Raw genomic sequence first — 20,616 nt, 5'->3', positions numbered from 1 at the left:
TCTGTAGTCATCATGAGTTCTGCCGATTCCGCCTCCCTACACACCGATCCAAGCCTTTTTGCTGGCTTGGATGTTTATGCGGTTGTGGGTAATCCAATTTCTCACAGCAAGTCCCCAGCAATACACAAATGCTTTGCAGAACAGGCAAAGCAACGGATGCACTATGGGCGTCTTCAGCCCGATATAGGTTCATTTGCTCAAGCAGCGCAATCTTTTTTTGCTGCAGGCGGTAAAGGCCTGAATGTCACTGTACCTTTCAAGTTGGATGCTCAAAATTTAGCGGATGTATTAACACCGCGTGCTCAATTGGCCGGTGCCGTCAACACTTTGTGGAAGACGGAAGGCAAAATTTTCGGTGATAACACCGATGGTGCTGGTCTAGTACGTGATTTACTGGCTCAAGGTATTGCACTGCATAGCGCTCGTATTTTATTGATCGGTGCCGGCGGGGCTGCACGTGGAGTGATGGGTCCTTTGCTTGAGCAATCCCCTAAGTCCCTCATCATTGCCAATCGTTCCAGCTCAAAGGCGGATGAGTTGGTTAAGCTATTCGCAGATTTAGCTGGCTCTAAAGAGGTGGCGCTGGAGTCGCGCACTTTGGCTGATTTAGAGGATGTTGCAAAAACTCAGTATCCATTTGATTTGGTCATTAATGCCACAGCTGCAGGCTTAACCGATGAGTCTCCATTGACGCCCGAAGCGGTGGCTAATATTTTTGTGCCCAGCTCTTTTGCTTATGACATGGTCTACGGTAAAACTACCGCCTTCATGCAGCAGGCCTTACAACGAGGTGCACGCGTGAGTGATGGCCTTGGAATGTTGGTTGAGCAAGCGGCTGATGCATTCTTGCTATGGCGGGGCGCGCAATTAGCGAGTGCAATTGACCCCCGCGCAGTCTTAGCAGAGTTACGCAGTTAATTTGCCGTGATGCGCTGGCTTCTATATCCAGTGAAGTGTTTGCTCGCAGGGTTTATCGCCATGCAAATCTTTTTTGCCCTGCAAATTGCTTTATGGATGAGTTTTGATCCCAGTAGCACTGCGTTTCAGAGAGCAGAGCGTTGGCGCTTATGTACTTGGCATTGGACCTGTCCAGTGCAATCTCATTGGGTGCCTTATGACAAGATCTCGAATAATCTCAAGCGCGCTGTTTTAGTCAGTGAAGACGATATTTTCTTTCAGCACAAGGGTGTGCGAGTTGAGGATATGCAAAAAGCCTGGCAGAAAAATCAACAGCAGAATCAGCAAAAAACCCAAGCAGGCAATAAATCCAAAATAGCGTTACGGGGCGGATCTACCATTACTCAGCAATTAGCAAAAAATTTATTTCTCTCTTCAGAGCAACATTATTTGCGCAAGGGCCAGGAGCTCATCATTACGGGGCTCTTAGAGTTAATACTTTCTAAGCAGAGATTATTTGAGATCTATCTCAATTCGGTAGAGTGGGGTGAAGGTATTTTTGGAATTGGTGCTGCCTCTCAGCATTATTTCGCTACAAGTCCAGCGGCCCTAGATAGGGACCAAGCTGCTGCTCTAGCTTCAGCGCTGCCAGCGCCCAAGTGTTTTGACAAGCAACAGTATTGCCGTCGAGGAAGTATTAACTATTCCGCTCGCCAAGAATTTGTCTTAGAAAACATGGATAGAGTTGCCTTGGCGCCTTACCCAAAGAGCGGTTCGGGTAAATAATTTCTTGTTTTACCTAACTATTTGTTTGCAGCAGCTCGAAGTGCATCACGAGTACTCATGGCAACTACTCTAGCCGCTTCTGCAAAATTAGCGCCTGAGCTGGCATACAGAATCGCTCTGGAAGAATTGATGATCATCCCTGTTCCTGGTTTGCCAGTTATTTTTCCCGCGCTGACAGTGGCATCAATATCGCCACCTTGAGCTCCTATCCCTGGAATCAATAAGGGCATATCTCCAACAATGGCGCGTACCTTGGCAATTTCTTCTGGGAAAGTAGCGCCGACTACCAGGCTGATCTGCTCAGAACTATTCCACTGTTGTGCAGCCAGCTTGGCCACATGCAGATAAAGGGGCTCGCCATTGGGTGCCACATTCAGGAACTGCAAATCGGACCCGCCAGGATTGGATGTGCGGCAGAGGACAATAACTCCTTTGCCTGTGTGCTTTAGGTAGGGCTCGATCGTGTCAAAGCCCATGTATGGATTCACGGTCACAGCATCAGCGCCGTAGCGATCAAAGGCCTCCAAGGCGTAATGGTCAGCAGTACTGCCGATATCTCCACGTTTGGAATCCAGGATGACTGGGATGTGGGGGTATTGATCTTTGAGGTGCTTGATTAGTTTTTCTAGTTGGGCCTCTGCTCTTTGGGAGGCAAAGTAAGCAAATTGAGGCTTGAAGGCGCAGACCAAATCCGCGGTCGCATCAGCGATTTCTCGGCAGAACTCATAGATGCCCTCGGTATTCCCTTGTAGGGAGGGGGGCAAGCGCTTCGGATCTGGGTCAAAGCCAACACACAGCATGCTGCCTTGGGAAGCCCATGCGGACTGGAGTTGCTGGTTAAAGGTATTTGAGCGGGAGTTCATTGGATTTGGCTTATTTTAGTGAAACTGTCATGTTCTATAGGATAAACTAGCGCACATTCCTTAGGAGTTCACCATGATCAACTTGTTCGTCCTGCAAAATGGCCGCCTCTCTCAAGAGCAAGTCGAAGATCGCAATGAATTGTTGCAATATGCCAATCCTATCTGGATTGACGTGGTTGATCCAGAAGAAGAGGAATTAATTTGGATTAAAGAGGCGTTTGGCGTACTTTTGCCTGAGTTAGATGACTTGGGCGACTTAGAAGCATCTGCGCGTTATTTTGAAGCAGATGATGGCCACCTCCATATCCGTACTGATTTCTTATTGGATGAAGAAGAAACCTCTCGTAACGTTCGGGTGGCGTTTGTTCTGACCAAGCAAGTGTTGTTCTCAATTCATGACGAAGATTTGCCAGTGTTCCGCTTGGTTCGCTTGCGCGCGCGTTTGCGTCCAGGTTCAGTGAGCAATGCAAAAGATGTATTACTAGATTTGTATTCAACCGATGCTGAGTACTCTGCTGATGCTTTGGAAGAGGTTTATGAAAACCTGGAGCAAGCTGGTAAACGAGTCTTGCAGGATGACATCAATGATGCGGATGCAGAGCAAGTCCTCGAAACCATTGCCAAAGAGGAAGATACCAACGGACGTATTCGTCGTAATGTGATGGATACCCGCAGAGCCCTATCTTTCCTGATGCGCAGCAAGTTACTCTCAGATGAACAGCAAGAAGAGGCGCGTCAAATTTTGCGCGACATTGACTCTCTGGAAAACCATACCGCTTTCTTATTCGACAAGATCAACTTCTTGATGGATGCTACCGTCGGCTTCATTAACTTGAACCAATCCAAAATTATCAAGATCTTCTCGGTGGTATCTGTAGCCTTAATGCCGCCAACTTTACTAGCAAGTATTTGGGGTATGAACTACAAGCACATGCCTGAATTAGATGCTACTTGGGGTTACCCAATGGCAATTGGTGCGATGGTAGTTTCGGCAATCATCCCTCTCTGGTATTTCCATAGCAAAGGCTGGATGAAGTAATTGGCGGTCTGGATTTGCGCTTAACTTCTGAGTAGTGCGATTAACTCAGTCAGCGCAAATGCTGTTGCTTGCTGCCTTACTGCTTGACGATCACCGTCAAAATACATGGTTTTAGTCAGGGTTTGATTTTCGGTGGCCCAGCCAAAACAGACTGTGCCTACGGGCTTCTCAGCGGCCCCGCCTGATGGCCCGGCTATACCGGTGATGGAAATAGCTACATTGCTTCCAGAATTGATCCGTGCACCTTCGGCCATGGCCTTGGCTACTGGCTCGCTAACAGCCCCATGGGACTCAATGAACTGGGCTGGGACATCCAGGCACTCCGTTTTCGCTTCATTGCTGTAAGTGATGTAGCCACGTTCGAACCACTCGCTTGAGCCCGCAAGTTCAGTCAGGGTAGCGGATACAAGGCCACCAGTACAAGACTCGGCTAGGGATACTGTCCAGTTTCTAGAGAGCAAAATCTCGGCTAAGGTTTTGGTGAGATCAGTTGAATTCATTATCTAATGAGAAACTGTATTAAGGCTACTGCGAGCAGTGTACAAAATGCAGCGGCAAGATCATCCACCACAATTCCAAATCCTCGCCAAATAATTTTCAAGAAGCTTGATCGCTGCGCGCTATCACTTGCTGTATTTTTAAAGTGACGATCAATCATGCCAATAGGGCCTGGTTTGATTGCATCAAAAAATCGAAATAGCGCAAAAGCAATCAACTGCATCCAAACATTAGCTGGCATGATGAAGATAAGCACCAGCCAGAACGCGACAATTTCATCCCAAACAATGCCGCCAAAATCTTTTTTCCCAAGCTCTTCGCTGACATGGCCACAGATCCAGCAGCCAAGCAAAATACCGCCGCTAATAATCCAGAGAAAGTCTGCTGTACTGAAAAAGTATTCACCTAGCAGGAATACAGCCCACGCCCAGAGCGTGCCGGCAGTACCTGGAGCTACAGGGCTTAGCCCACTACCAAAGCCAAAGGCAATAGTTCGACTAGCGGTTTGAAAAACCCATTTGAAATTTGGTTTCACTTCTGCGGAATGCTCAATATTAGTCATCAGGCAAAGTGGTCAAATGAGTTGAGGAAAGGGGCTGCTTGTGAATCACTCAGGAGTGCTCCTGATGCGTCCAGTAAATATACTCTTGCTTGACCATCTTTTTTCGGAAGTATTTTTCCAATGAGTGTTAGTGGCAGGTTAAGCGACTTACTAATCCCTTGTATTTTTTCTTGCTGGCTTGATGGTGCGGTAAAGCAAAGTTCATAGTCATCGCCACCACATGCGGCAAATAAATTCTGAATAGAAGATTCTTGTTTTTTCAAGACGCTCGATTTTGGTAATTGATCCAACTGAATTTGTGCATCAACTTTTGACTGCTTCAATATGTGACGTAAGTCACCGAGTAAGCCATCGGATACATCTAAAGCTGCACTTGCTGCATCTCTTAAGTAAACGCCTAATTCAACCCTAGGGGTGGGTTGATGCATGCGGTGTTCGATCTGTTGCAAATCTTCGCTAGATAGATTTATTTCATGACGCAGTGCAGCAAGAGTAAGTCGCGCATCACCAACCATTCCTGAAACCCAAATATCATCACCCACCTTTGCGCCTGATCTCCGAATGGCTTTGCCGACAGGGATGCTGCCAAAGGCGGTAATAGAGATGGTGAGGGGGCCGGCGGTGGTATCGCCGCCAATAAGTGGGCAGGAATGCTCCTTGGCAATGGCAAACAGCCCCTTAGAAAAAGCTTCTAGCCAGGCCTCATCTAATGCTGGCAGGGCAATTGCCAAGGTAAATCCCAGAGGTTTTGCCCCCATAGCCGCCAGGTCTGAAAGGTTGACTGCTAGGGCTTTGCGCGCCAATAGCGCAGGATCGGCGTCTGCAAAAAAGTGCCTACCTTCAACCAACATATCGCTGGTAATAGCTATTTCTTCATTGGTTGGCCGTTTTAACAGGGCGCAGTCATCTCCAATGCCTAAGGTAATGCCTTGATCCACATTGGTGCGCAATGCATCCGCACCCGTTTTGAAAAAACGTTCAATGAGGTCAAATTCACCTAGGGGGGTAGAGCGAGAAGACATACCCCATTTTATGGTGGTTATGAGGTGAATGTCCGAGAGGAATAGAATTGAAGTCTTATAAGTCTTAGATAAATGAAGATAAGACAGAACTTAGCGAGTTAGTGGATGAGCAAAGAAAATAATAAAGAGCAACAAATTGCAGCCTTAAGAGAGGCAGCGCTTCAGTACCACGAGTTTCCGACTCCGGGAAAAATTGAAATTGCCCCAACAAAACAATTAACCAATCAACGAGACTTAGCCCTTGCATACACGCCTGGTGTTGCAGCGCCTTGCGAAGAAATTGTTAAAGATCCGGCAAATGCATTCAAGTACACCGCCCGTGGAAATTTAGTTGGCGTCATTACCAACGGCACTGCTGTTTTAGGTTTGGGAAATATTGGACCGCTGGCAAGTAAGCCAGTGATGGAAGGTAAAGCAGTTCTTTTTAAGAAGTTTGCTGGCATTGACGTTTTCGATATCGAAGTTAATGAAAACGATCCCGATAAGTTAGTAGAAATTATTGCGGCACTAGAGCCAACGTTTGGCGGTATCAATTTAGAAGACATTAAAGCGCCCGATTGTTTTGTGGTCGAGCGTAAGTTGCAAGCGCGCATGAAGATTCCGGTCTTTCACGATGATCAACACGGCACAGCGATTGTGGTTGCAGCCGCCATCATCAATGGTTTGAAGGTAGTTGGTAAAAAAGTAGAGGAAGTAAAGCTCGTTACTTCTGGAGCGGGTGCTGCTGCCTTGGCCTGTTTAGATCTATTAGTTGATTTAGGTATTCAGCGTAAAAATATTTGGGTTACTGACTTGGCTGGAGTTGCATACAAGGGCCGTAAAGAGTTGATGGATCCTGAGAAGGAGCCATTCTGCCAAGAGACGGATCTGCGCACGCTTGATCAAGCGATTGAAGGTGCAGATATTTTCTTAGGTCTTTCTGCTGGCGGTGTGCTTAAGCAAGACATGGTGAAGAAGATGGCACCGAAGCCATTGGTCTATGCCTTAGCAAACCCAACCCCAGAAATCTTGCCTGAAGAAGTAAAAGCGGTTCGTCCAGATGCAGTGATGGCAACAGGCCGTACTGATTATCCGAACCAAGTGAATAACGTTTTGTGTTTCCCGTTCATCTTTCGCGGTGCATTAGATGTGGGTGCAACAACGATTACCCGTGGCATGGAAGTCGCAGCGGTCAAGGCTGTAGCGGAATTGGCTCAAGCAGAGCAGAGCGAAGTGGTTGCGTCTGTTTACGGCCTGGATAACTTATCCTTTGGTCCAGAGTATTTGATTCCGAAGCCATTTGACCCCCGCTTGATCACGGTGATTGCCCCGGCAGTTGCTAAGGCAGCTATGGATGATGGCGTAGCTTCACGTCCGATTAAAGATTTCGATGCCTATCGCAATCAGTTGCAGCAATTCGTGTACCACTCAGGTACTTTGATGAAGCCACTCTTTAGCATTGCTAAACGTGTACCAGCAAATCAAAAACGTATTGTGTTCGCCGAGGGTGAAGATGAGCGTGTATTGCGTGCAGTGCAGATCATCATTGATGAGCATCTTGCTACCCCAATTCTGATTGGTCGCCCAGCGGTGATCGAACATCGTATCGAGAAGTTTGGCCTACGCATGAAGGCGGGAGATGACTTTGAGATTGTGAATCCAGAGAATGATTCACGCTTCCGTGATTTCTGGCAAACCTACCTTGCACTCACAGAGCGCAAGGGCGTAACTCAGTCGTTTGCTAAGTTGGAAGTGCGTCGTCGCAATAGCTTGATTGGAAGTCTGTTGATTCAAAAAGGCATGGCTGATGGCATGATTTCTGGGACGGTTGGCAATATCGCCACCCATTTGAAGTATGTTGATGAAGTGATCGGACATGAGCCTGGCGCGAATGTTTATGGTGCGATGTCAGGTTTGATCCTACCGGGTCGCCAAGTATTTTTAGTGGACACCCATATCAATCTTGATCCTACTGCTGAACAATTAGCAGATCTCACTCTCATGGCCGCAAGTGAAATGAGAAAGCTAGGGCTAGCTCCTAAAGTTGCCTTGCTGTCTCATTCGAATTTTGGCTCCAGCAACGCACCTTCCGCAGTCAAGATGCGTGAAGTGTTGGCATTGCTCCAAAAGGCAGATCCAACTCTAGAGGTTGATGGAGAGATGCATGGCGATAGCGCTTTAGATGCCAGCATTCGTGAAGGTGCAGTATCTTCATCTTCACTGAAGGGCGATGCCAATCTATTGGTTCTGCCAAATATCGATGCTGCCAATATTTCTTACAACTTGCTAAAAACAGCAGCAGGCAATGGCATTGCAATCGGCCCGTTGTTGCTGGGTGTTGCTAAGCCAATTCACATCCTCACTCCGGCCGCAACTGTGCGCCGTATTGTGAATGTGACAACTTTGGCGGTTGTAGAGGCAGCAAGTAACGCCAGAGGTATTTCTTAAGAATTGGTAATTTATGTAAGTTAGTAATAACTTACATAAATTATTTCTATATAAATCAGTGCTTTACATAAAATGCACTGTATTTGGGCTTGATTTGATGGCGTGTTACGGGTAACCTAGCACCCATCATGAATAATCGCTCTGAAAACAGCAATACAGCCAGCTTCGATGAACATAGCCGTGCTGAAAGTTGGGATAGCAATGATCGACTGGAAACCGAATCATCCGCTGCCAACATTTATGCTGAAGGCGGTTTATCTCGTTTACAAACCTATGCAGCAAATCAAGTTTCGGGGAAAAAAGTGACAGCTTCTTGGCGTGCCGCTTTGGCCGTTCGCGATGCCGGACCGCCGGCAATGTTGCGCAGTGTGCGCCCTAATATCGTTCAATCCATTCGCGCTTTCCGCACTCCTGATTTGCAGGAAGCGGCAACTGAATTGGGTCAACACTTCATTTATGCCAATTGCGCAAATGCAATGACTAAAGGTGAGGTTTTGGAATCGATTGCCATTGCTTACTCATTTACTAAGCAGCAGGCAAAAAATTACGATCCTTTGTTAGATGCTTTGACGACTACCGTAGATAAGTCTGGTCCACAGCCTGGATTTGTAGTGGTGCTCGAAGGACTGCCTTGCACTCAGAAGTTTGACAAAGAAGCTCGTGAAACGCTGTTAGATGTTTTCCGCGATGCCGTTGATTTCTGGGCCGAGCGCCGCACTCCATACCGCGTCTTCTATTCTTTTGCTTAACCGCTAAAGTCCTGCAAGCCTTATAAATCGCCTCTATTTGAGGCGATTTTGCATTTCAGGATTCCATATGCTGTGTACGGCTGTAATAGCCACTACACCCGCTGTTTCTGTTCTGAGTACCCGCTCCCCCAGTGAAACTAATTGATAGCCTGCTGCTTGCGCTTGTGCCTCTTCTTCAGGTGAATGACCTCCTTCAGGGCCGATCATTAAGACGATATCTTGGGGATCATTTTCAATTAACACCGAATACAGGCTTTTGGTGGCATCAGGACTCAGTAATAACTTAAGCGCGGGTTTACCGCTCGCCTTTAAATACGCTTCAAACGTTTGAATGGGTTCTAGGCTGGCAAGGACAGTGCGATCGCATTGCTCACAAGCTGCTTGAATGATCCCTTCCCAGTGGGCAAGCCTTTTTTGGGCACGCTCTAGGTCGCTGGAGCGGGTAAGCTTGAGGATGGAGCGTTCACATTGCATCGGGGCAATATTTTGGGCGCCAGTTTCTACTGCTTTTTCAACAATCCAGTCCATTTTGTCCCCACCAGCCAATCCCTGGGCCAAAGTAATGGCATAAGTTGTCTCGCGATGGGTGTCGGTGCGGATATCCGTTAGCTGGACTTGACCCGTTTTCCCACTCAAAGAGAGGAGCTCACCCTTGGCAACTTGCCCCTTTCCATCAAATACGGGGAAGAATTCCCCGGTTTGGACACGTCTCACGCGCAAATGGTGGGCAACCTCTGGGGAGAGGGCGGTTGGCTTTTGGGATTCCCATGGTCCGGGAAGATAAAATTGAGGCATTACTGAAATATAGCCAATTAATTTTCCAGAGACCACTTTTACGATGTCAAATCTTCAAATTCGTATGGCCAATGCCATTCGCGCCTTATCCATGGATGCAGTACAGCAGGCAAACTCAGGTCACCCTGGCATGCCAATGGGTATGGCAGATATTGCTGTTGGTCTTTGGAATGAACATTTAAAACATAACCCAACAGATCCCCATTGGATTGATCGCGATCGTTTTGTTTTATCTAATGGCCACGGATCTATGTTGTTGTATTCACTCTTGCATCTTTCCGGTTACGACTTGCCGATTGAAGAGTTGAAAAATTTCCGTCAATTGCATAGCAAAACTCCAGGACATCCTGAGTATGGAATTACTCCTGGCGTAGAAACAACTACTGGTCCATTGGGTCAAGGAATTTCGAATGCAGTGGGCATGGCGCTTGCTGAAAAATTATTGGCAGAAGAATTTAATCGCCCTGGCTTTAATATTGTTAATCACTTCACCTATGTATTTTTAGGCGATGGCTGTTTGATGGAGGGCATTAGCCATGAAGTATGTTCTTTGGCTGGCACACTCAAACTCAATAAGCTTATTGCATTATGGGATGACAACGGCATCTCGATTGATGGCAAAGTCGTTTCTTGGTTTAACGAAGATACCCCTAAGCGTTTTGAGGCTTATGGTTGGAATGTGATTCGTGCTGTTGACGGGCATGATGCAGAAGCCGTATCTGCCGCGATTGCCAAGGCTAAAAAGAGTGATAAGCCAACCCTGATCTGCTGCAAGACCGCGATTGGCCAAGGCTCACCAAATATGGCGGGTAGTGACAAGGTACACGGCTCCCCATTGGGAGCGACAGAAATTGCAGCTACTCGTGTTGCATTGAATTGGCCGTACGCGCCATTTGAAATTCCGAAAGATATTTATGCGGCATGGGATTTTAAAAAGCGTGGTCAAGCAGCTGAGCATGAGTGGAATAAAGAATTTCAGAAATACAAAAACAAATTTCCAGAGCTTGCTGCTGAATTGCAACGTCGTATGGCGGGTGATTTATCTAAAGATTTTTCATCTATATTGAATGCGTACTTAAAAACTTGCCAAACTAAAGCAGAAACCATTGCGACTCGTAAAGCAAGTCAGAACGCGATCGAAGCTTTGGCGCCTGCCTTGCCAGAATTCATGGGAGGCTCTGCCGACTTAACAGGATCTAACCTCACTAATTGGTCTTCATGCAAACCTGTGCGCGGGGATCAATGGGGTAACCATATTAATTACGGCGTTCGTGAATTTGGTATGAGCGCCATCATGAACGGCATTGCCTTACACGGTGGTTACATCCCATTTGGCGGCACATTCTTAACATTCTCCGATTACAGTCGTAACGCTTTGCGTATGGCTGCCTTGATGAAATTGCGGAGTATTTTTGTCTTTACCCACGACTCAATTGGCTTGGGTGAGGATGGTCCAACCCATCAGTCTGTGGAGCATGTAGCTAGTTTGCGTCTCATACCGAACCTGATGGTTTGGCGTCCTTGTGACACCACGGAGAGCGCTGTAGCCTGGGGCTCAGCCATTGAACGTAAAAATGGACCTAGCGCCCTGATCTTTAGTCGTCAGAATTGTCCATTTGTATCTCGTACTCCTGCACAAATTAAAGAAATCGCACGCGGCGGTTATGTTTTGCGTGATCCTTCTGGGAAGATTGATGCGGTCATTATTGCGACTGGTTCTGAAATTGCACTTGCATTACAAACTGCACAGCAGTTAGAAAAAGAAGGTTTGGGTATTCGAGTGGTTTCAATTCCATCAACCACTGTCTTTGATCAACAAGATGCTGCCTACAAAGCAAAAGTATTGCCTGCGAATACTCCGCGCATTGCAGTTGAAGCGGGCGTGAGTGACTTCTGGTGGAAGTATGGTTGCGCAGCAGTTCATGGTGTAGATACCTTTGGCGAATCAGCGCCCGCACCATTGTTGTATGAATATTTTGGTTTAACGGTTGATCAGATTGCGAAGACAGTTAAACAATGCGTCGCAAAGAAATAAATCACAGTACAAAGTAAATTCAATATTAGTAAGGGGAAATAAATGACAATTCGTGTCGCAATTAATGGTTATGGGCGTATTGGACGCATGGTATTACGTGCCTTGTATGAAGATCAAGTAAACGGCAAGCCACGTCGTGATATCAAGATCGTCGCAATTAATGCAATGGGTGATATTGCTATTAATGCCCACCTTACAAAGTATGACTCTGCTCATGGCCGCTTCCCAGCGGATGTATCTGTTGATGGTGATTGCATGGTAGTTAATGGCGATCGCATCAAAATGTTCTGCACACGTAATCCTGCAGAAACTCCATGGGGCGATTTGGGCGTTGATTTAGTTTTGGAATGTACTGGTAAGTTCACTTCAAAAGAAAAAGCCATGATCCATATCGAGCAGGGTGCGAAGAAAGTTTTGATTTCTGCTCCTGGTGAAAAAGATGTAGACGCAACAATCGTTTACGGCGTAAACCAAAATGTGCTGAAGCCAAGCCATGTGGTTGTATCTAATGCCAGTTGCACAACAAACTGTTTGGCTCCATTAGTTAAACCGCTCTTAGAAAAGATTGGCATTGAATCTGGTTTGATGACTACTATTCATGCATTTACTAATGACCAAGTGTTAACAGATGTGTATCACAAGGATATGCGTCGTGCGCGTTCTGCTGTTACCAGCATGATCCCAACGAAGACGGGTGCTGCTAAGGCAGTTGGTTTGGTTTTGCCGGCGTTGGCAGGTCGTTTTGATGGCTTCGCGATGCGTGTACCAGTCATTAATGTTTCCGTTGTGGATCTGACTTTTGCTGCAAGTCGTGCCACCAGCGTCGATGAGGTGAATGCCATTCTCAAGACCGCTAGCGAGGGAGAGCTCAAAGGTATTTTGGGCTTCAATACATTGCCCTTGGTGTCTATCGACTTTAACCATGACCCACGCCCAAGTATTTATGACGCCTCCCAAACTCGCGTCTCTGCAGATGGCAAGCTGGTGAAGGTATTGGCTTGGTATGACAACGAATGGGGTTATTCAGTGCAGATGCTGAATGCTGCAGAAGCATTAATGGCTGTAAAGTAAGAAAAAATAGCTAAGAGCACCTAAAAGTTGCTAAAAAACGCTTAAATCGTACTTTTAGGCTTAATTATGTAAAAAAGACCTCAATTTGAGGTCTTTTTTGCTTCCACAGTGCTGAAAACGGCTTATTTTGACTGTTTTATTTAGCTTGTTTGTTGCGGCAATTTTTCTTTAGACAGTGACCATACATGGCCAAAGCATGCTCTTGGAGCTTAAAGCCGAGGTTTTTGGCAATATCACGCTGCCTTTTTTCAATAGCTTCGTCAACAAACTCCTCAACATGGCCGCAATCAATGCACACCAGGTGATCATGGTGCTGGCCCTCATTGAGTTCATAGATAGCCCTGCTATCGCCTTTACTGGATTCAAAATGGCTTCGCAATAGGAGGCCAGCCCGCTCAAACTGAGTCAGCACCCGGTAAACCGTTGCTAAACCGATCTCTTTATCTTCTTTGGCCAAGGCCATAAAGACATCTTCAGCGCTAAAGTGCGTGCCACCGTTTTGATGAAAAAAATCGAGGATTTTCATCCTTGGACCGGTAGCTTTTAGGCCAATATCGCGTAAATCTTCAGGGCTAGGGTTTTGGGTCATATTTATGGCATTGGGAGCTAAAATCAATGTCTTAATGATACGGCCAGCCATGCAAAATTGCCTTGAACTTTTTACCCGTCTTTTGAACCCGATTCTGAAGGGTGCTTATTCACCAATCCGATTGGGAATAATCGCTCTTGCCTTGTTTGGTTTGCTGGGGGTAACTGGATGCTCTACCGCAGTTGATGAAACTCAACGCGCTTGGATGAATAAGATTTTTAGACCTTATGTCCCCGATGTTGTGCAAGGCAACTTCATTTCTAGCGAGCAGTACGCTAAGTTGCAGTTAGGCATGACGCGTGAGCAGGTGCGTCAAATTTTAGGCACACCATTATTAGCAAGTTACTTCCACGCAAATCGCTGGGACTATATTTTTGAATTTAAGCGCGCTGGTCAGGTCATGGGCAAAGATCGTCATGTCACAGTGTTCTTTGATGGCGACAAAGTGGTGAAGTTTGAAGGTGATGCTTTGCCTACAGAAGTTGAGATGGTTGCCGAGATTGATAACTACGCCAAAACCAAGCGTTCGTTCTGGGAAGTCATCACGGGCACCAATAAGCCACCTGTTACCCCACCATTGCAGCAGCCTGAACTCATGGTGCCAAGTAAAACGGATAATTTAGCGGCTGGTGTAGCCATACCGCCAGCTAATACTAGCAGTTCATTCTGGGACTATTTTAGTTTTTCTAAAAAGGATCCAAATGTTCAGCCTGAGCCATTAGGGCCTGGCGCTCTTAATGTTCCGCAGGCTAGTGAAGCCAAGTAAAAATTACTTATGTGTTGATGCTGAAGTGAGTTTCTTCAGCAACTTTTAATCAGAAGCGAAGAAAAATGATGAAGATTGCAATAGCAGGCGCAACAGGGCGTATGGGTAAGATGTTGATTGAGACCGTTCTCAATACAACTGATGCACAGTTGGTTGGTGCGCTTGAGCATAATGCTTGCCCACAGTTGGGTGAAGACGCTGGCGCCTTTTTGGGCAAAAAAACTGGCGTACTGATTTCCTCTGATGTTGCCCAGGTTTTAGCTAATGCACAATTCTTAATCGACTTCACCAGGCCTGAGGGCACCATGGCCCATTTGGCTGTTGCCGAAAAGACCGGCACCAAAATGATTATCGGTACAACAGGCCTAACTACCGATCAAATTGCGAGCTTGAAAACAGCGTCTGCAAAGTTAGCGATCGTTTTTGCGCCAAATATGAGTGTGGGTGTGAATGCGACTTTTAAGTTGCTGGAGATCGCTGCAAAAATGCTCAATCAAGGTTATGACATTGAGATTATTGAGGCTCATCATAAGCATAAGGTGGATGCTCCTTCTGGTACTGCACTCAAGATGGGTGAAGTGATTGCGGATGCTTTAGGTGAAAAGCTCGATGACGTTGCTGTGTATGCCCGTGAAGGTCATACGGGTGAGCGCAAAGAAGGCTCAATTGGTTTTGCAACGATTCGTGGTGGCGATATTGTTGGTGACCATACTGTCTTATTTGCAGGTGATGGCGAACGTATTGAGATTAGTCATAAATCTTCAAGTCGTCAGTCCTATGCGCAAGGTTCATTGCGTGCAGCCCGTTTCTTGCAAAACCAAAGTGCTGGTTTATTCGATATGCAAGATGTTCTCGGCTTACGTAAATAATTAGTCAATCAATCAAAAATAGAAGAAAAGAGTTGTCGAAGAATGAGCAAGGATTACGACTACCGCAGTATTGAAGCGGCAGCGCAAGCTGATTGGGAAAGTGCGCAAGTCTATCAAGTAGCCGAGAACGCAGTTGATGCGCAGGGTAAGCAGAAACCAAAGTACTACGCCTGCTCAATGTTGCCTTATCCATCTGGCAAGCTCCACATGGGGCACGTACGCAACTACACCATTAACGATGTGATGGCACGTCAGCTCCGCATGCAGGGCTATAACGTCCTCATGCCTATGGGTTGGGATGCCTTTGGCATGCCTGCAGAAAATGCAGCTATTCAGAATAAAGTCCCTCCCGCTAAATGGACCTACGACAACATTGCTTATATGAAAAAGCAAATGGCTGCGATGGGTTTAGCGATCGATTGGTCACGTGAAGTGGCTACCTGTAGTCCTGACTACTATCGTTGGAATCAGTGGCTCTTTTTAAAGATGCTCGAAAAAGGTATCGCCTATCGCAAAACGCAAGTGGTGAATTGGGATCCAATTGATCAAACTGTTTTAGCAAATGAGCAAGTGATTGATGGTCGTGGTTGGCGCTCTGGCGCTTTAGTAGAGAAGCGCGAGATCCCTGGTTATTACTTCAATATCACTGCTTATGCAGAACCATTGCTTTCTGGTTTAGATGGCTTGGGCTGGCCTGAGCGCGTCAAGACCATGCAGCAAAACTGGATCGGTAAAAGCCGTGGCGTGCGTTTTGCTTTTAAGCATGACATTGCTGATGAGCACGGTAACTTTATTCAAGACGGTCTTTTGTATGTGTTCACTACGCGCGCAGATACCATCATGGGTGTTACCTTCTGTGCAGTGGCAGCAGAGCATCCATTGGCTACTAAGGCAGCCGCTGACAATCCAAAGCTTGCTGCATTTATTGAGAAATGCAAAACAGGTAGCGTGATCGAGGCGGATTTAGCTACTCAAGAAAAAGAGGGGATGTTTACTGGCTTATATGTCACACATCCTTTAACTCATGAGCCAGTACCCGTCTGGGTTGGTAATTATGTATTAATGTCTTATGGCGATGGTGCAGTCATGGGTGTGCCGGCTCACGATGAACGTGACTTTGCTTTTGCGCTGAAGTATGAGTTGCCAATTAAGCAAGTAATTGCCCTCAAAGGCGAGTCGCCAATGTTTAATGCCACTCGCTGGGAAGATTGGTATGCCCAAAAAGAAGGTGTAGTTTGTTTTAACAGCGCTCAGTTTGATGGCTTATCCCATGAAGAGGCGGTGAGCGCTGTTGCGAAAGAATTTGAAAAGCTCGGCATTGGCGAAATCAAGACTACCTATCGATTGCGTGATTGGGGTATTTCTCGTCAGCGCTATTGGGGTACGCCGATTCCGATCATTCATTGTGGCGATGACAGCAATCCTGGTTGTGGTGCTGTGCCTGTACCTGAGGCAGACCTGCCAGTAGTATTGCCGGAAGATTGCGTACCTGATGGCAGCGGTAATCCACTCAATAAGCGTGCTGACTTCTTGAATGTGAAGTGTCCGAAGTGTGGCAAGCCTGCGCGACGTGAAACTGACACTATGGATACCTTTGTAGATTCCTCTTGGTATTTCATGCGCTATACCGGACCTGATGCTAAGACCATGGTTGATGAGCGCAATGAATATTGGATGCCAATGGATCAGTACATTGGCGGTATAGAGCATGCGATTTTGCATTTACTCTATGCGCGCTTCTGGACTAAGGTCATGCGCGACCTCAATCTCATAACCTTTGATGAGCCCTTCCAGAATTTACTTACTCAGGGCATGGTCTTGAATGAGACTTACTATTCTGAAGATGCTTCGGGAAAAAAGACTTGGCTTAATCCCTTGGATGTGGAATTAGACCTTGATGAAAAGGGTCGTCCGCAAGGCGCTAAGTTAATAGGTGACACTTCCAATACGCCCGTAATTATTGGTGGTGTTGAGAAGATGTCTAAGAGCAAGAACAATGGTGTTGATCCCCAGGCTCTGATAGATCAGCATGGCGCTGATACTGCGCGTCTATTTGTGATGTTTGCCGCTCCTCCTGAGCAACAGTTAGAGTGGTCTGGTGCAGGTGTAGATGGTGCCTCTCGTTTCTTACGTCGGGTCTGGATGTATTCCAGCAGTCAAGCTGGCGCATTGCGTGACGCTTCTGATAGCTTGCCTAGCAACTTGAGTGATGCTGAAAAAGAACTGCGCCGAGAAGTGCATACGATTTTGAAGCAAGCTAATTTTGACTATCAACGTCGTCAATACAACACGGTGGTTTCTGCTGCGATGAAGATGCTCAATATTCTTGAGCCTATCAAGTTGGACCAGAACGCCGCTATCAGTGCGCCAGTATTGCGTGAATGTCTGAGCATCTTATTGCGCGTTCTCTATCCAGTAGTTCCACACATGACCCATGTGTTGTGGAAAGATCTTGGTTATACAAAGACTTACGGGCCTTTACTTGATGCTCCATGGCCTGCGGTAGATGAGGCGGCATTGGTGCAGACCGAGTTGACTTTGATGCTTCAGATTAATGGCAAGTTGCGTGGTGATATTAAGGTGCCAGCAGACGCAAGTAAAGAGCAAGTTGAGTCATTGGCTTTACAAAGTGAGGCTGCTCAAAAAGCATTGAATGGCAATTCACCGAAAAAGGTAATTGTGGTGCCTGGACGTTTGGTCAATATTGTTGCTTAAATAGAAAAAGAGACATGAGCGTAAATTCCCTTCGTCGTGCAATGCTGGGCTTAATTGCTACTGCTCCATTCAGTGGATTGATCGCTTGTGGCTATCGCTTGCGAGGCATGGTGGATTTGCCGTTTAAGGTGATTGCCATTACCGGCAATCCATCTCCACCTCTCAGGGCGGACTTGCAGACGGCGATTCTGACGGGCACGGATGCGAAGGTTGCTATCAATCCTAAAGATGCAGATCTCATCTTGGAAATTACCAATGACATCAATGGTCGTGAGATTTTGGCTTACAACTCCAATGGTCAGGTATCTGCATATCGACTCAATATCCGTGTTGGTTTTAGGGCTTTCGATTTGGCTGGAGCAGAAATCGTACCTGAGGCAGAGATTTACATGACGCGCGATATGGACTTCACTGTCTCTACTGTGTTGGCTACCGATGTACAGATTCAACAGTTTTTAACTCTGATGCGTAAGGACCTGGCTATTCAGATCTTACGTCGCGTTGCAGCGGCTGCAAAAGCCCCGCAATCAAGAGCTTTTTAGAGGCAGATTAAGGCATGGTTAAAGTTGATGCCTTGCAGGTGCACCTCAAGTCTTTGAGTTCTGGTGGTGCAATGTTGCCACTCTATATCTTTAGTGGCGATGAGCCGCTATTGATGATGGAAGCAATGGATCAATTGCGGGCCGCTGCCAAGAAACAAAACTTCACTGAACGCGAAGTCTTATTGCAAGAGCGTGGATTTGATTGGAGCGCTCTTCTGAGTGCTGGTCAGACCATGTCTTTATTTGGCGATAAGCGTTGGGTCGAACTACGCATTCCGACTGGTAAGCCTGGGCGCGATGGCGCTGACGCTCTTAAACAGTTCGCATCTCAAATTGCTGCACAGCCTATGGGATCAGATGGTCCAGACACTGTTGTCTGTATTGTGTTGCCTCGTCTGGATGGCAAGACTAAGACTTCTGCGTGGTTCAGTGCTTTAGATGATGCTGGCATGGCAATTCAGATTGATTCTTTGGATCGCAGTCATTTGCCGCAGTGGATCGCTGGACGACTTAAGCGCCAAAATCAAGAAGTAGAGCCGGGTCCAGAAGGTCAGCGCGCACTTGAATTTATTGCTGATCAGGTAGAAGGCAATCTCATCGCTGCTCATCAAGAAATTTTGAAGTTGGGGTTGTTATACCCCGTAGGAAAATTGACTGAGGAGCAAATTCGCTCATCCATTTTGAAGGTGGCGCGCTATAACGTCTTTGAATTGACTGAGTCAATGCTAGCCGGTGACCTAGCTAGGCTCAATCGCATGCTGGATGGCCTCAAAGGTGAGGGTGAGCCGCTGGTATTGATTCTATGGAGCGTAACTGAAGAGCTTCGGATACTATCTAAATTGAAGGCTGCAAGCGATGCTGGCGAATCAGTACAGAACTTGATGCGGGCCAACCGAATTTGGGGAAATAAAGAGCGTTTATACCCAGCAGCATTGAGAAGGGTTCAGCCCCTCAAGCTACGAAGAGCGATGCAGGTTGCGGCAGGATTGGATCGCCAAGTAAAAGGTTTGCATGCGGCTGAATTACCTGCCGATCCTTGGGATGGTTTGCGTTTAGTTGGAAATTTACTCCGTTAAGAAATAAGAGATTAAGAAATGAGTTCATCCATTCAAGAAATGATGCAAGACATTGGGATGCGAGCGCGTGCGGCTTCGCGTGCGATGGCGCGTGCATCAAGCGAGCAAAAGAATCAGGCTTTATTGCATATTGCTAAGGTAGTTCGTCAGCAGGCCGCTGAAATTCAGAAGATTAATCAAGTGGATGTAGAGCGCGCAAAAGGCAATGGACAAGATCCTGCTTTTGTTGATCGCCTAACTATGACTCCTAAAACGATTGAAACCATGGCTTTGGGTTTAGAGCAAATTGTTTCTTTGGATGATCCGATTGGCAAAATTTCCGCTTTACAAAAGCAGGCTTCCGGCATTGAGTTGGGTCAGATGCGCGTGCCTTTGGGTGTGATTGGCATCATTTATGAATCTCGTCCTAACGTCACTATTGATGCAGCTGCTTTGTGCTTAAAGTCAGGCAATGCGGTGATCTTGCGTGGCGGTTCCGAAGCAATTGATTCCAATACTTTATTAGCCCAGATTATTCAAGAGGGTCTGGCTGCTGCTGGCTTACCTAAAGATGCTGTGCAAGTGGTGACTACTACCGATCGTAGCGCCGTCGGCGAGATGATCACTATGACCCAATATATTGATGTGATCGTGCCTCGTGGTGGTAAGAGTTTGATTGCCCGTCTTATGGCTGAAGCGCGTGTACCAATGATTAAGCACTTGGACGGAATTTGTCATACTTATATAGATGCTGATGCGGACATAGCAATGGCAGTGAAGGTATGTGATAACGCCAAGACTCAACGCTATGCGCCTTGCAATGCGATGGAAACCTTGTTGGTTAATCAAGATATTGCACAGAAAGTCTTGCCAACGCTTTGCAAAATTTATCAAGATAAAGGTGTGGAGTTACGGGTTGATGTCTTGACTCGCAAAATCCTTGAAGCAAATGGCTTTCAGAAGCTGGTCGATGCCAAAGAAGAGGATTGGCAAACTGAGTACTTGGCTCCCATCTTATCTATTAAGACAGTGGCTAATATTGATGAAGCCATGAATCATATTGAGCAATATGGCAGCAAACATACGGATGCCATTATTACTAATAACAAAGCGCAGGCCGATCGCTTCTTGCGTGAAGTGGATAGCGCCAGTGTGATGGTCAATGCCAGCACTCGCTTTGCAGATGGCTTTGAATATGGCTTAGGGGCTGAAATCGGCATCTCTAATGACAAATTGCATGCCCGCGGCCCTGTTGGCCTGGATGGTTTGACCTCATTGAAGTATGTGGTCATGGGCCATGGCGAGATTCGGACTTAAAGTAAAAAAATAAATAGAG

Annotated in this window: 19 protein-coding genes; 13 read left to right on the top strand and 6 right to left on the bottom strand. The window is 46.6% G+C overall.

Going from position 1 to position 20,616, the window contains the following annotated elements:
* Positions 1–12 precede the first annotated feature (12 nt).
* On the top strand, positions 13–918 hold the full coding sequence (aroE, locus tag VC159_RS09805) for a shikimate dehydrogenase (protein WP_323473470.1): 906 nt from the start codon (positions 13–15) through the stop codon (positions 916–918).
* Between the two features lie 9 nt (positions 919–927).
* Positions 928–1,683 (top strand): monofunctional biosynthetic peptidoglycan transglycosylase, encoded by a 756-nt coding sequence (mtgA, locus tag VC159_RS09800; RefSeq protein ID WP_323473468.1) that lies wholly within the window; start codon positions 928–930, stop codon positions 1,681–1,683.
* A gap of 17 nt (positions 1,684–1,700) precedes the next feature.
* Here the strand turns inward: mtgA and pyrF are convergent, their stop codons facing one another.
* Entirely contained in the window at positions 1,701–2,546 is an 846-nt protein-coding gene (gene pyrF, locus VC159_RS09795; RefSeq protein WP_323473467.1) for an orotidine-5'-phosphate decarboxylase, read from the bottom strand.
* Positions 2,547–2,619: 73 nt separating this feature from the next.
* Between pyrF and corA the strand changes: the two genes are divergently transcribed.
* Positions 2,620–3,585, top strand: coding sequence for a magnesium/cobalt transporter CorA (corA, locus tag VC159_RS09790; protein WP_215358999.1), 966 nt, complete (start codon positions 2,620–2,622; stop codon positions 3,583–3,585).
* A gap of 20 nt (positions 3,586–3,605) precedes the next feature.
* On the opposite strand, the gene VC159_RS09785 is transcribed toward corA, so the two are convergent.
* The 3 genes from VC159_RS09785 to thiL are packed head-to-tail and all read right to left on the bottom strand — an operon-like array spanning position 3,606 to position 5,667.
* A complete protein-coding gene (locus VC159_RS09785) occupies positions 3,606–4,085 on the bottom strand; it encodes a CinA family protein (protein ID WP_215359001.1) in 480 nt (159 codons plus the stop codon).
* A complete protein-coding gene (locus VC159_RS09780) occupies positions 4,085–4,645 on the bottom strand; it encodes a phosphatidylglycerophosphatase A (RefSeq protein WP_323473466.1) in 561 nt (186 codons plus the stop codon). Before VC159_RS09780 ends, VC159_RS09785 begins: the two co-directional genes overlap by 1 nt.
* Positions 4,645–5,667, bottom strand: coding sequence for a thiamine-phosphate kinase (gene thiL, locus VC159_RS09775; RefSeq protein ID WP_323473465.1), 1,023 nt, complete (start codon positions 5,665–5,667; stop codon positions 4,645–4,647). Before thiL ends, VC159_RS09780 begins: the two co-directional genes overlap by 1 nt.
* Positions 5,668–5,772: 105 nt before the next feature.
* Between thiL and VC159_RS09770 the strand changes: the two genes are divergently transcribed.
* Positions 5,773–8,094 (top strand): NADP-dependent malic enzyme, encoded by a 2,322-nt coding sequence (locus VC159_RS09770; RefSeq protein ID WP_323473464.1) that lies wholly within the window; start codon positions 5,773–5,775, stop codon positions 8,092–8,094.
* Positions 8,095–8,222: 128 nt separating this feature from the next.
* A complete protein-coding gene (locus VC159_RS09765) occupies positions 8,223–8,843 on the top strand; it encodes a barstar family protein (RefSeq protein WP_215321414.1) in 621 nt (206 codons plus the stop codon).
* A gap of 33 nt (positions 8,844–8,876) precedes the next feature.
* Here the strand turns inward: VC159_RS09765 and VC159_RS09760 are convergent, their stop codons facing one another.
* On the bottom strand, positions 8,877–9,638 hold the full coding sequence (locus VC159_RS09760) for a 16S rRNA (uracil(1498)-N(3))-methyltransferase (RefSeq protein ID WP_323473463.1): 762 nt from the start codon (positions 9,636–9,638) through the stop codon (positions 8,877–8,879).
* Between the two features lie 43 nt (positions 9,639–9,681).
* Between VC159_RS09760 and tkt the strand changes: the two genes are divergently transcribed.
* Together tkt and gap are read left to right on the top strand one after the other, a co-directional pair.
* Positions 9,682–11,673 (top strand): transketolase, encoded by a 1,992-nt coding sequence (gene tkt / locus VC159_RS09755; RefSeq protein ID WP_323473462.1) that lies wholly within the window; start codon positions 9,682–9,684, stop codon positions 11,671–11,673.
* A gap of 42 nt (positions 11,674–11,715) precedes the next feature.
* Positions 11,716–12,744, top strand: a complete 1,029-nt coding sequence (gap, locus tag VC159_RS09750) for a type I glyceraldehyde-3-phosphate dehydrogenase (RefSeq protein ID WP_323473461.1) — start codon at positions 11,716–11,718, stop codon at positions 12,742–12,744.
* Between the two features lie 136 nt (positions 12,745–12,880).
* On the opposite strand, the gene fur is transcribed toward gap, so the two are convergent.
* Positions 12,881–13,333 (bottom strand): ferric iron uptake transcriptional regulator, encoded by a 453-nt coding sequence (fur, locus tag VC159_RS09745; RefSeq protein WP_323473585.1) that lies wholly within the window; start codon positions 13,331–13,333, stop codon positions 12,881–12,883.
* A 49-nt stretch (positions 13,334–13,382) separates the two neighbouring features.
* Here fur and VC159_RS09740 point away from each other — a divergent pair, with 49 nt between their 5' ends.
* The 6 genes from VC159_RS09740 (at position 13,383) to VC159_RS09715 (ending at position 20,597) form a co-directional block, all read left to right on the top strand.
* Positions 13,383–14,099, top strand: coding sequence for an outer membrane protein assembly factor BamE (locus tag VC159_RS09740; RefSeq protein ID WP_323473460.1), 717 nt, complete (start codon positions 13,383–13,385; stop codon positions 14,097–14,099).
* A gap of 68 nt (positions 14,100–14,167) precedes the next feature.
* Positions 14,168–14,968, top strand: coding sequence for a 4-hydroxy-tetrahydrodipicolinate reductase (gene dapB, locus VC159_RS09735; protein WP_323473584.1), 801 nt, complete (start codon positions 14,168–14,170; stop codon positions 14,966–14,968).
* Positions 14,969–15,010: 42 nt separating this feature from the next.
* Entirely contained in the window at positions 15,011–17,683 is a 2,673-nt protein-coding gene (gene leuS / locus VC159_RS09730) for a leucine--tRNA ligase (RefSeq protein ID WP_323473459.1), read from the top strand.
* A gap of 14 nt (positions 17,684–17,697) precedes the next feature.
* The gene (gene lptE, locus VC159_RS09725; RefSeq protein ID WP_323473458.1) at positions 17,698–18,225 is read left to right on the top strand and encodes an LPS assembly lipoprotein LptE; all 528 of its coding nucleotides are present in this window, start codon (positions 17,698–17,700) and stop codon (positions 18,223–18,225) included.
* A gap of 14 nt (positions 18,226–18,239) precedes the next feature.
* Positions 18,240–19,301: a DNA polymerase III subunit delta gene (gene holA / locus VC159_RS09720; RefSeq protein ID WP_323473457.1), complete on the top strand. Its 1,062-nt coding sequence runs from the start codon at positions 18,240–18,242 to the stop codon at positions 19,299–19,301.
* Positions 19,302–19,319: 18 nt separating this feature from the next.
* A complete protein-coding gene (locus VC159_RS09715; protein ID WP_323473456.1) occupies positions 19,320–20,597 on the top strand; it encodes a glutamate-5-semialdehyde dehydrogenase in 1,278 nt (425 codons plus the stop codon).
* The last annotated feature ends 19 nt before the right edge of the window (positions 20,598–20,616 follow it).

Source organism: Polynucleobacter sp. JS-JIR-II-c23 (assembly GCF_035011225.1).
Taxonomy (GTDB): domain Bacteria; phylum Pseudomonadota; class Gammaproteobacteria; order Burkholderiales; family Burkholderiaceae; genus Polynucleobacter.
This window is presented reverse-complemented; position numbering and strand designations above follow the sequence as displayed.

Excerpts from the sequence above, each read along its gene's own strand:
- aroE (WP_323473470.1), top strand. The coding sequence starts at position 13 with ATGAGTTCTGCCGATTCCGCCTCCCTACACACCGATCCAAGCCTTTTT.
- mtgA (WP_323473468.1), top strand. The coding sequence starts at position 928 with ATGCGCTGGCTTCTATATCCAGTGAAGTGTTTGCTCGCAGGGTTTATC.
- pyrF (WP_323473467.1), bottom strand. The coding sequence starts at position 2,546 with ATGAACTCCCGCTCAAATACCTTTAACCAGCAACTCCAGTCCGCATGG.
- corA (WP_215358999.1), top strand. The coding sequence starts at position 2,620 with ATGATCAACTTGTTCGTCCTGCAAAATGGCCGCCTCTCTCAAGAGCAA.
- VC159_RS09785 (WP_215359001.1), bottom strand. The coding sequence starts at position 4,085 with ATGAATTCAACTGATCTCACCAAAACCTTAGCCGAGATTTTGCTCTCT.
- VC159_RS09780 (WP_323473466.1), bottom strand. The coding sequence starts at position 4,645 with ATGACTAATATTGAGCATTCCGCAGAAGTGAAACCAAATTTCAAATGG.
- thiL (WP_323473465.1), bottom strand. The coding sequence starts at position 5,667 with ATGTCTTCTCGCTCTACCCCCCTAGGTGAATTTGACCTCATTGAACGT.
- VC159_RS09770 (WP_323473464.1), top strand. The coding sequence starts at position 5,773 with ATGAGCAAAGAAAATAATAAAGAGCAACAAATTGCAGCCTTAAGAGAG.
- VC159_RS09765 (WP_215321414.1), top strand. The coding sequence starts at position 8,223 with ATGAATAATCGCTCTGAAAACAGCAATACAGCCAGCTTCGATGAACAT.
- VC159_RS09760 (WP_323473463.1), bottom strand. The coding sequence starts at position 9,638 with ATGCCTCAATTTTATCTTCCCGGACCATGGGAATCCCAAAAGCCAACC.
- tkt (WP_323473462.1), top strand. The coding sequence starts at position 9,682 with ATGTCAAATCTTCAAATTCGTATGGCCAATGCCATTCGCGCCTTATCC.
- gap (WP_323473461.1), top strand. The coding sequence starts at position 11,716 with ATGACAATTCGTGTCGCAATTAATGGTTATGGGCGTATTGGACGCATG.
- fur (WP_323473585.1), bottom strand. The coding sequence starts at position 13,333 with ATGACCCAAAACCCTAGCCCTGAAGATTTACGCGATATTGGCCTAAAA.
- VC159_RS09740 (WP_323473460.1), top strand. The coding sequence starts at position 13,383 with ATGCAAAATTGCCTTGAACTTTTTACCCGTCTTTTGAACCCGATTCTG.
- dapB (WP_323473584.1), top strand. The coding sequence starts at position 14,168 with ATGAAGATTGCAATAGCAGGCGCAACAGGGCGTATGGGTAAGATGTTG.
- leuS (WP_323473459.1), top strand. The coding sequence starts at position 15,011 with ATGAGCAAGGATTACGACTACCGCAGTATTGAAGCGGCAGCGCAAGCT.
- lptE (WP_323473458.1), top strand. The coding sequence starts at position 17,698 with ATGAGCGTAAATTCCCTTCGTCGTGCAATGCTGGGCTTAATTGCTACT.
- holA (WP_323473457.1), top strand. The coding sequence starts at position 18,240 with ATGGTTAAAGTTGATGCCTTGCAGGTGCACCTCAAGTCTTTGAGTTCT.
- VC159_RS09715 (WP_323473456.1), top strand. The coding sequence starts at position 19,320 with ATGAGTTCATCCATTCAAGAAATGATGCAAGACATTGGGATGCGAGCG.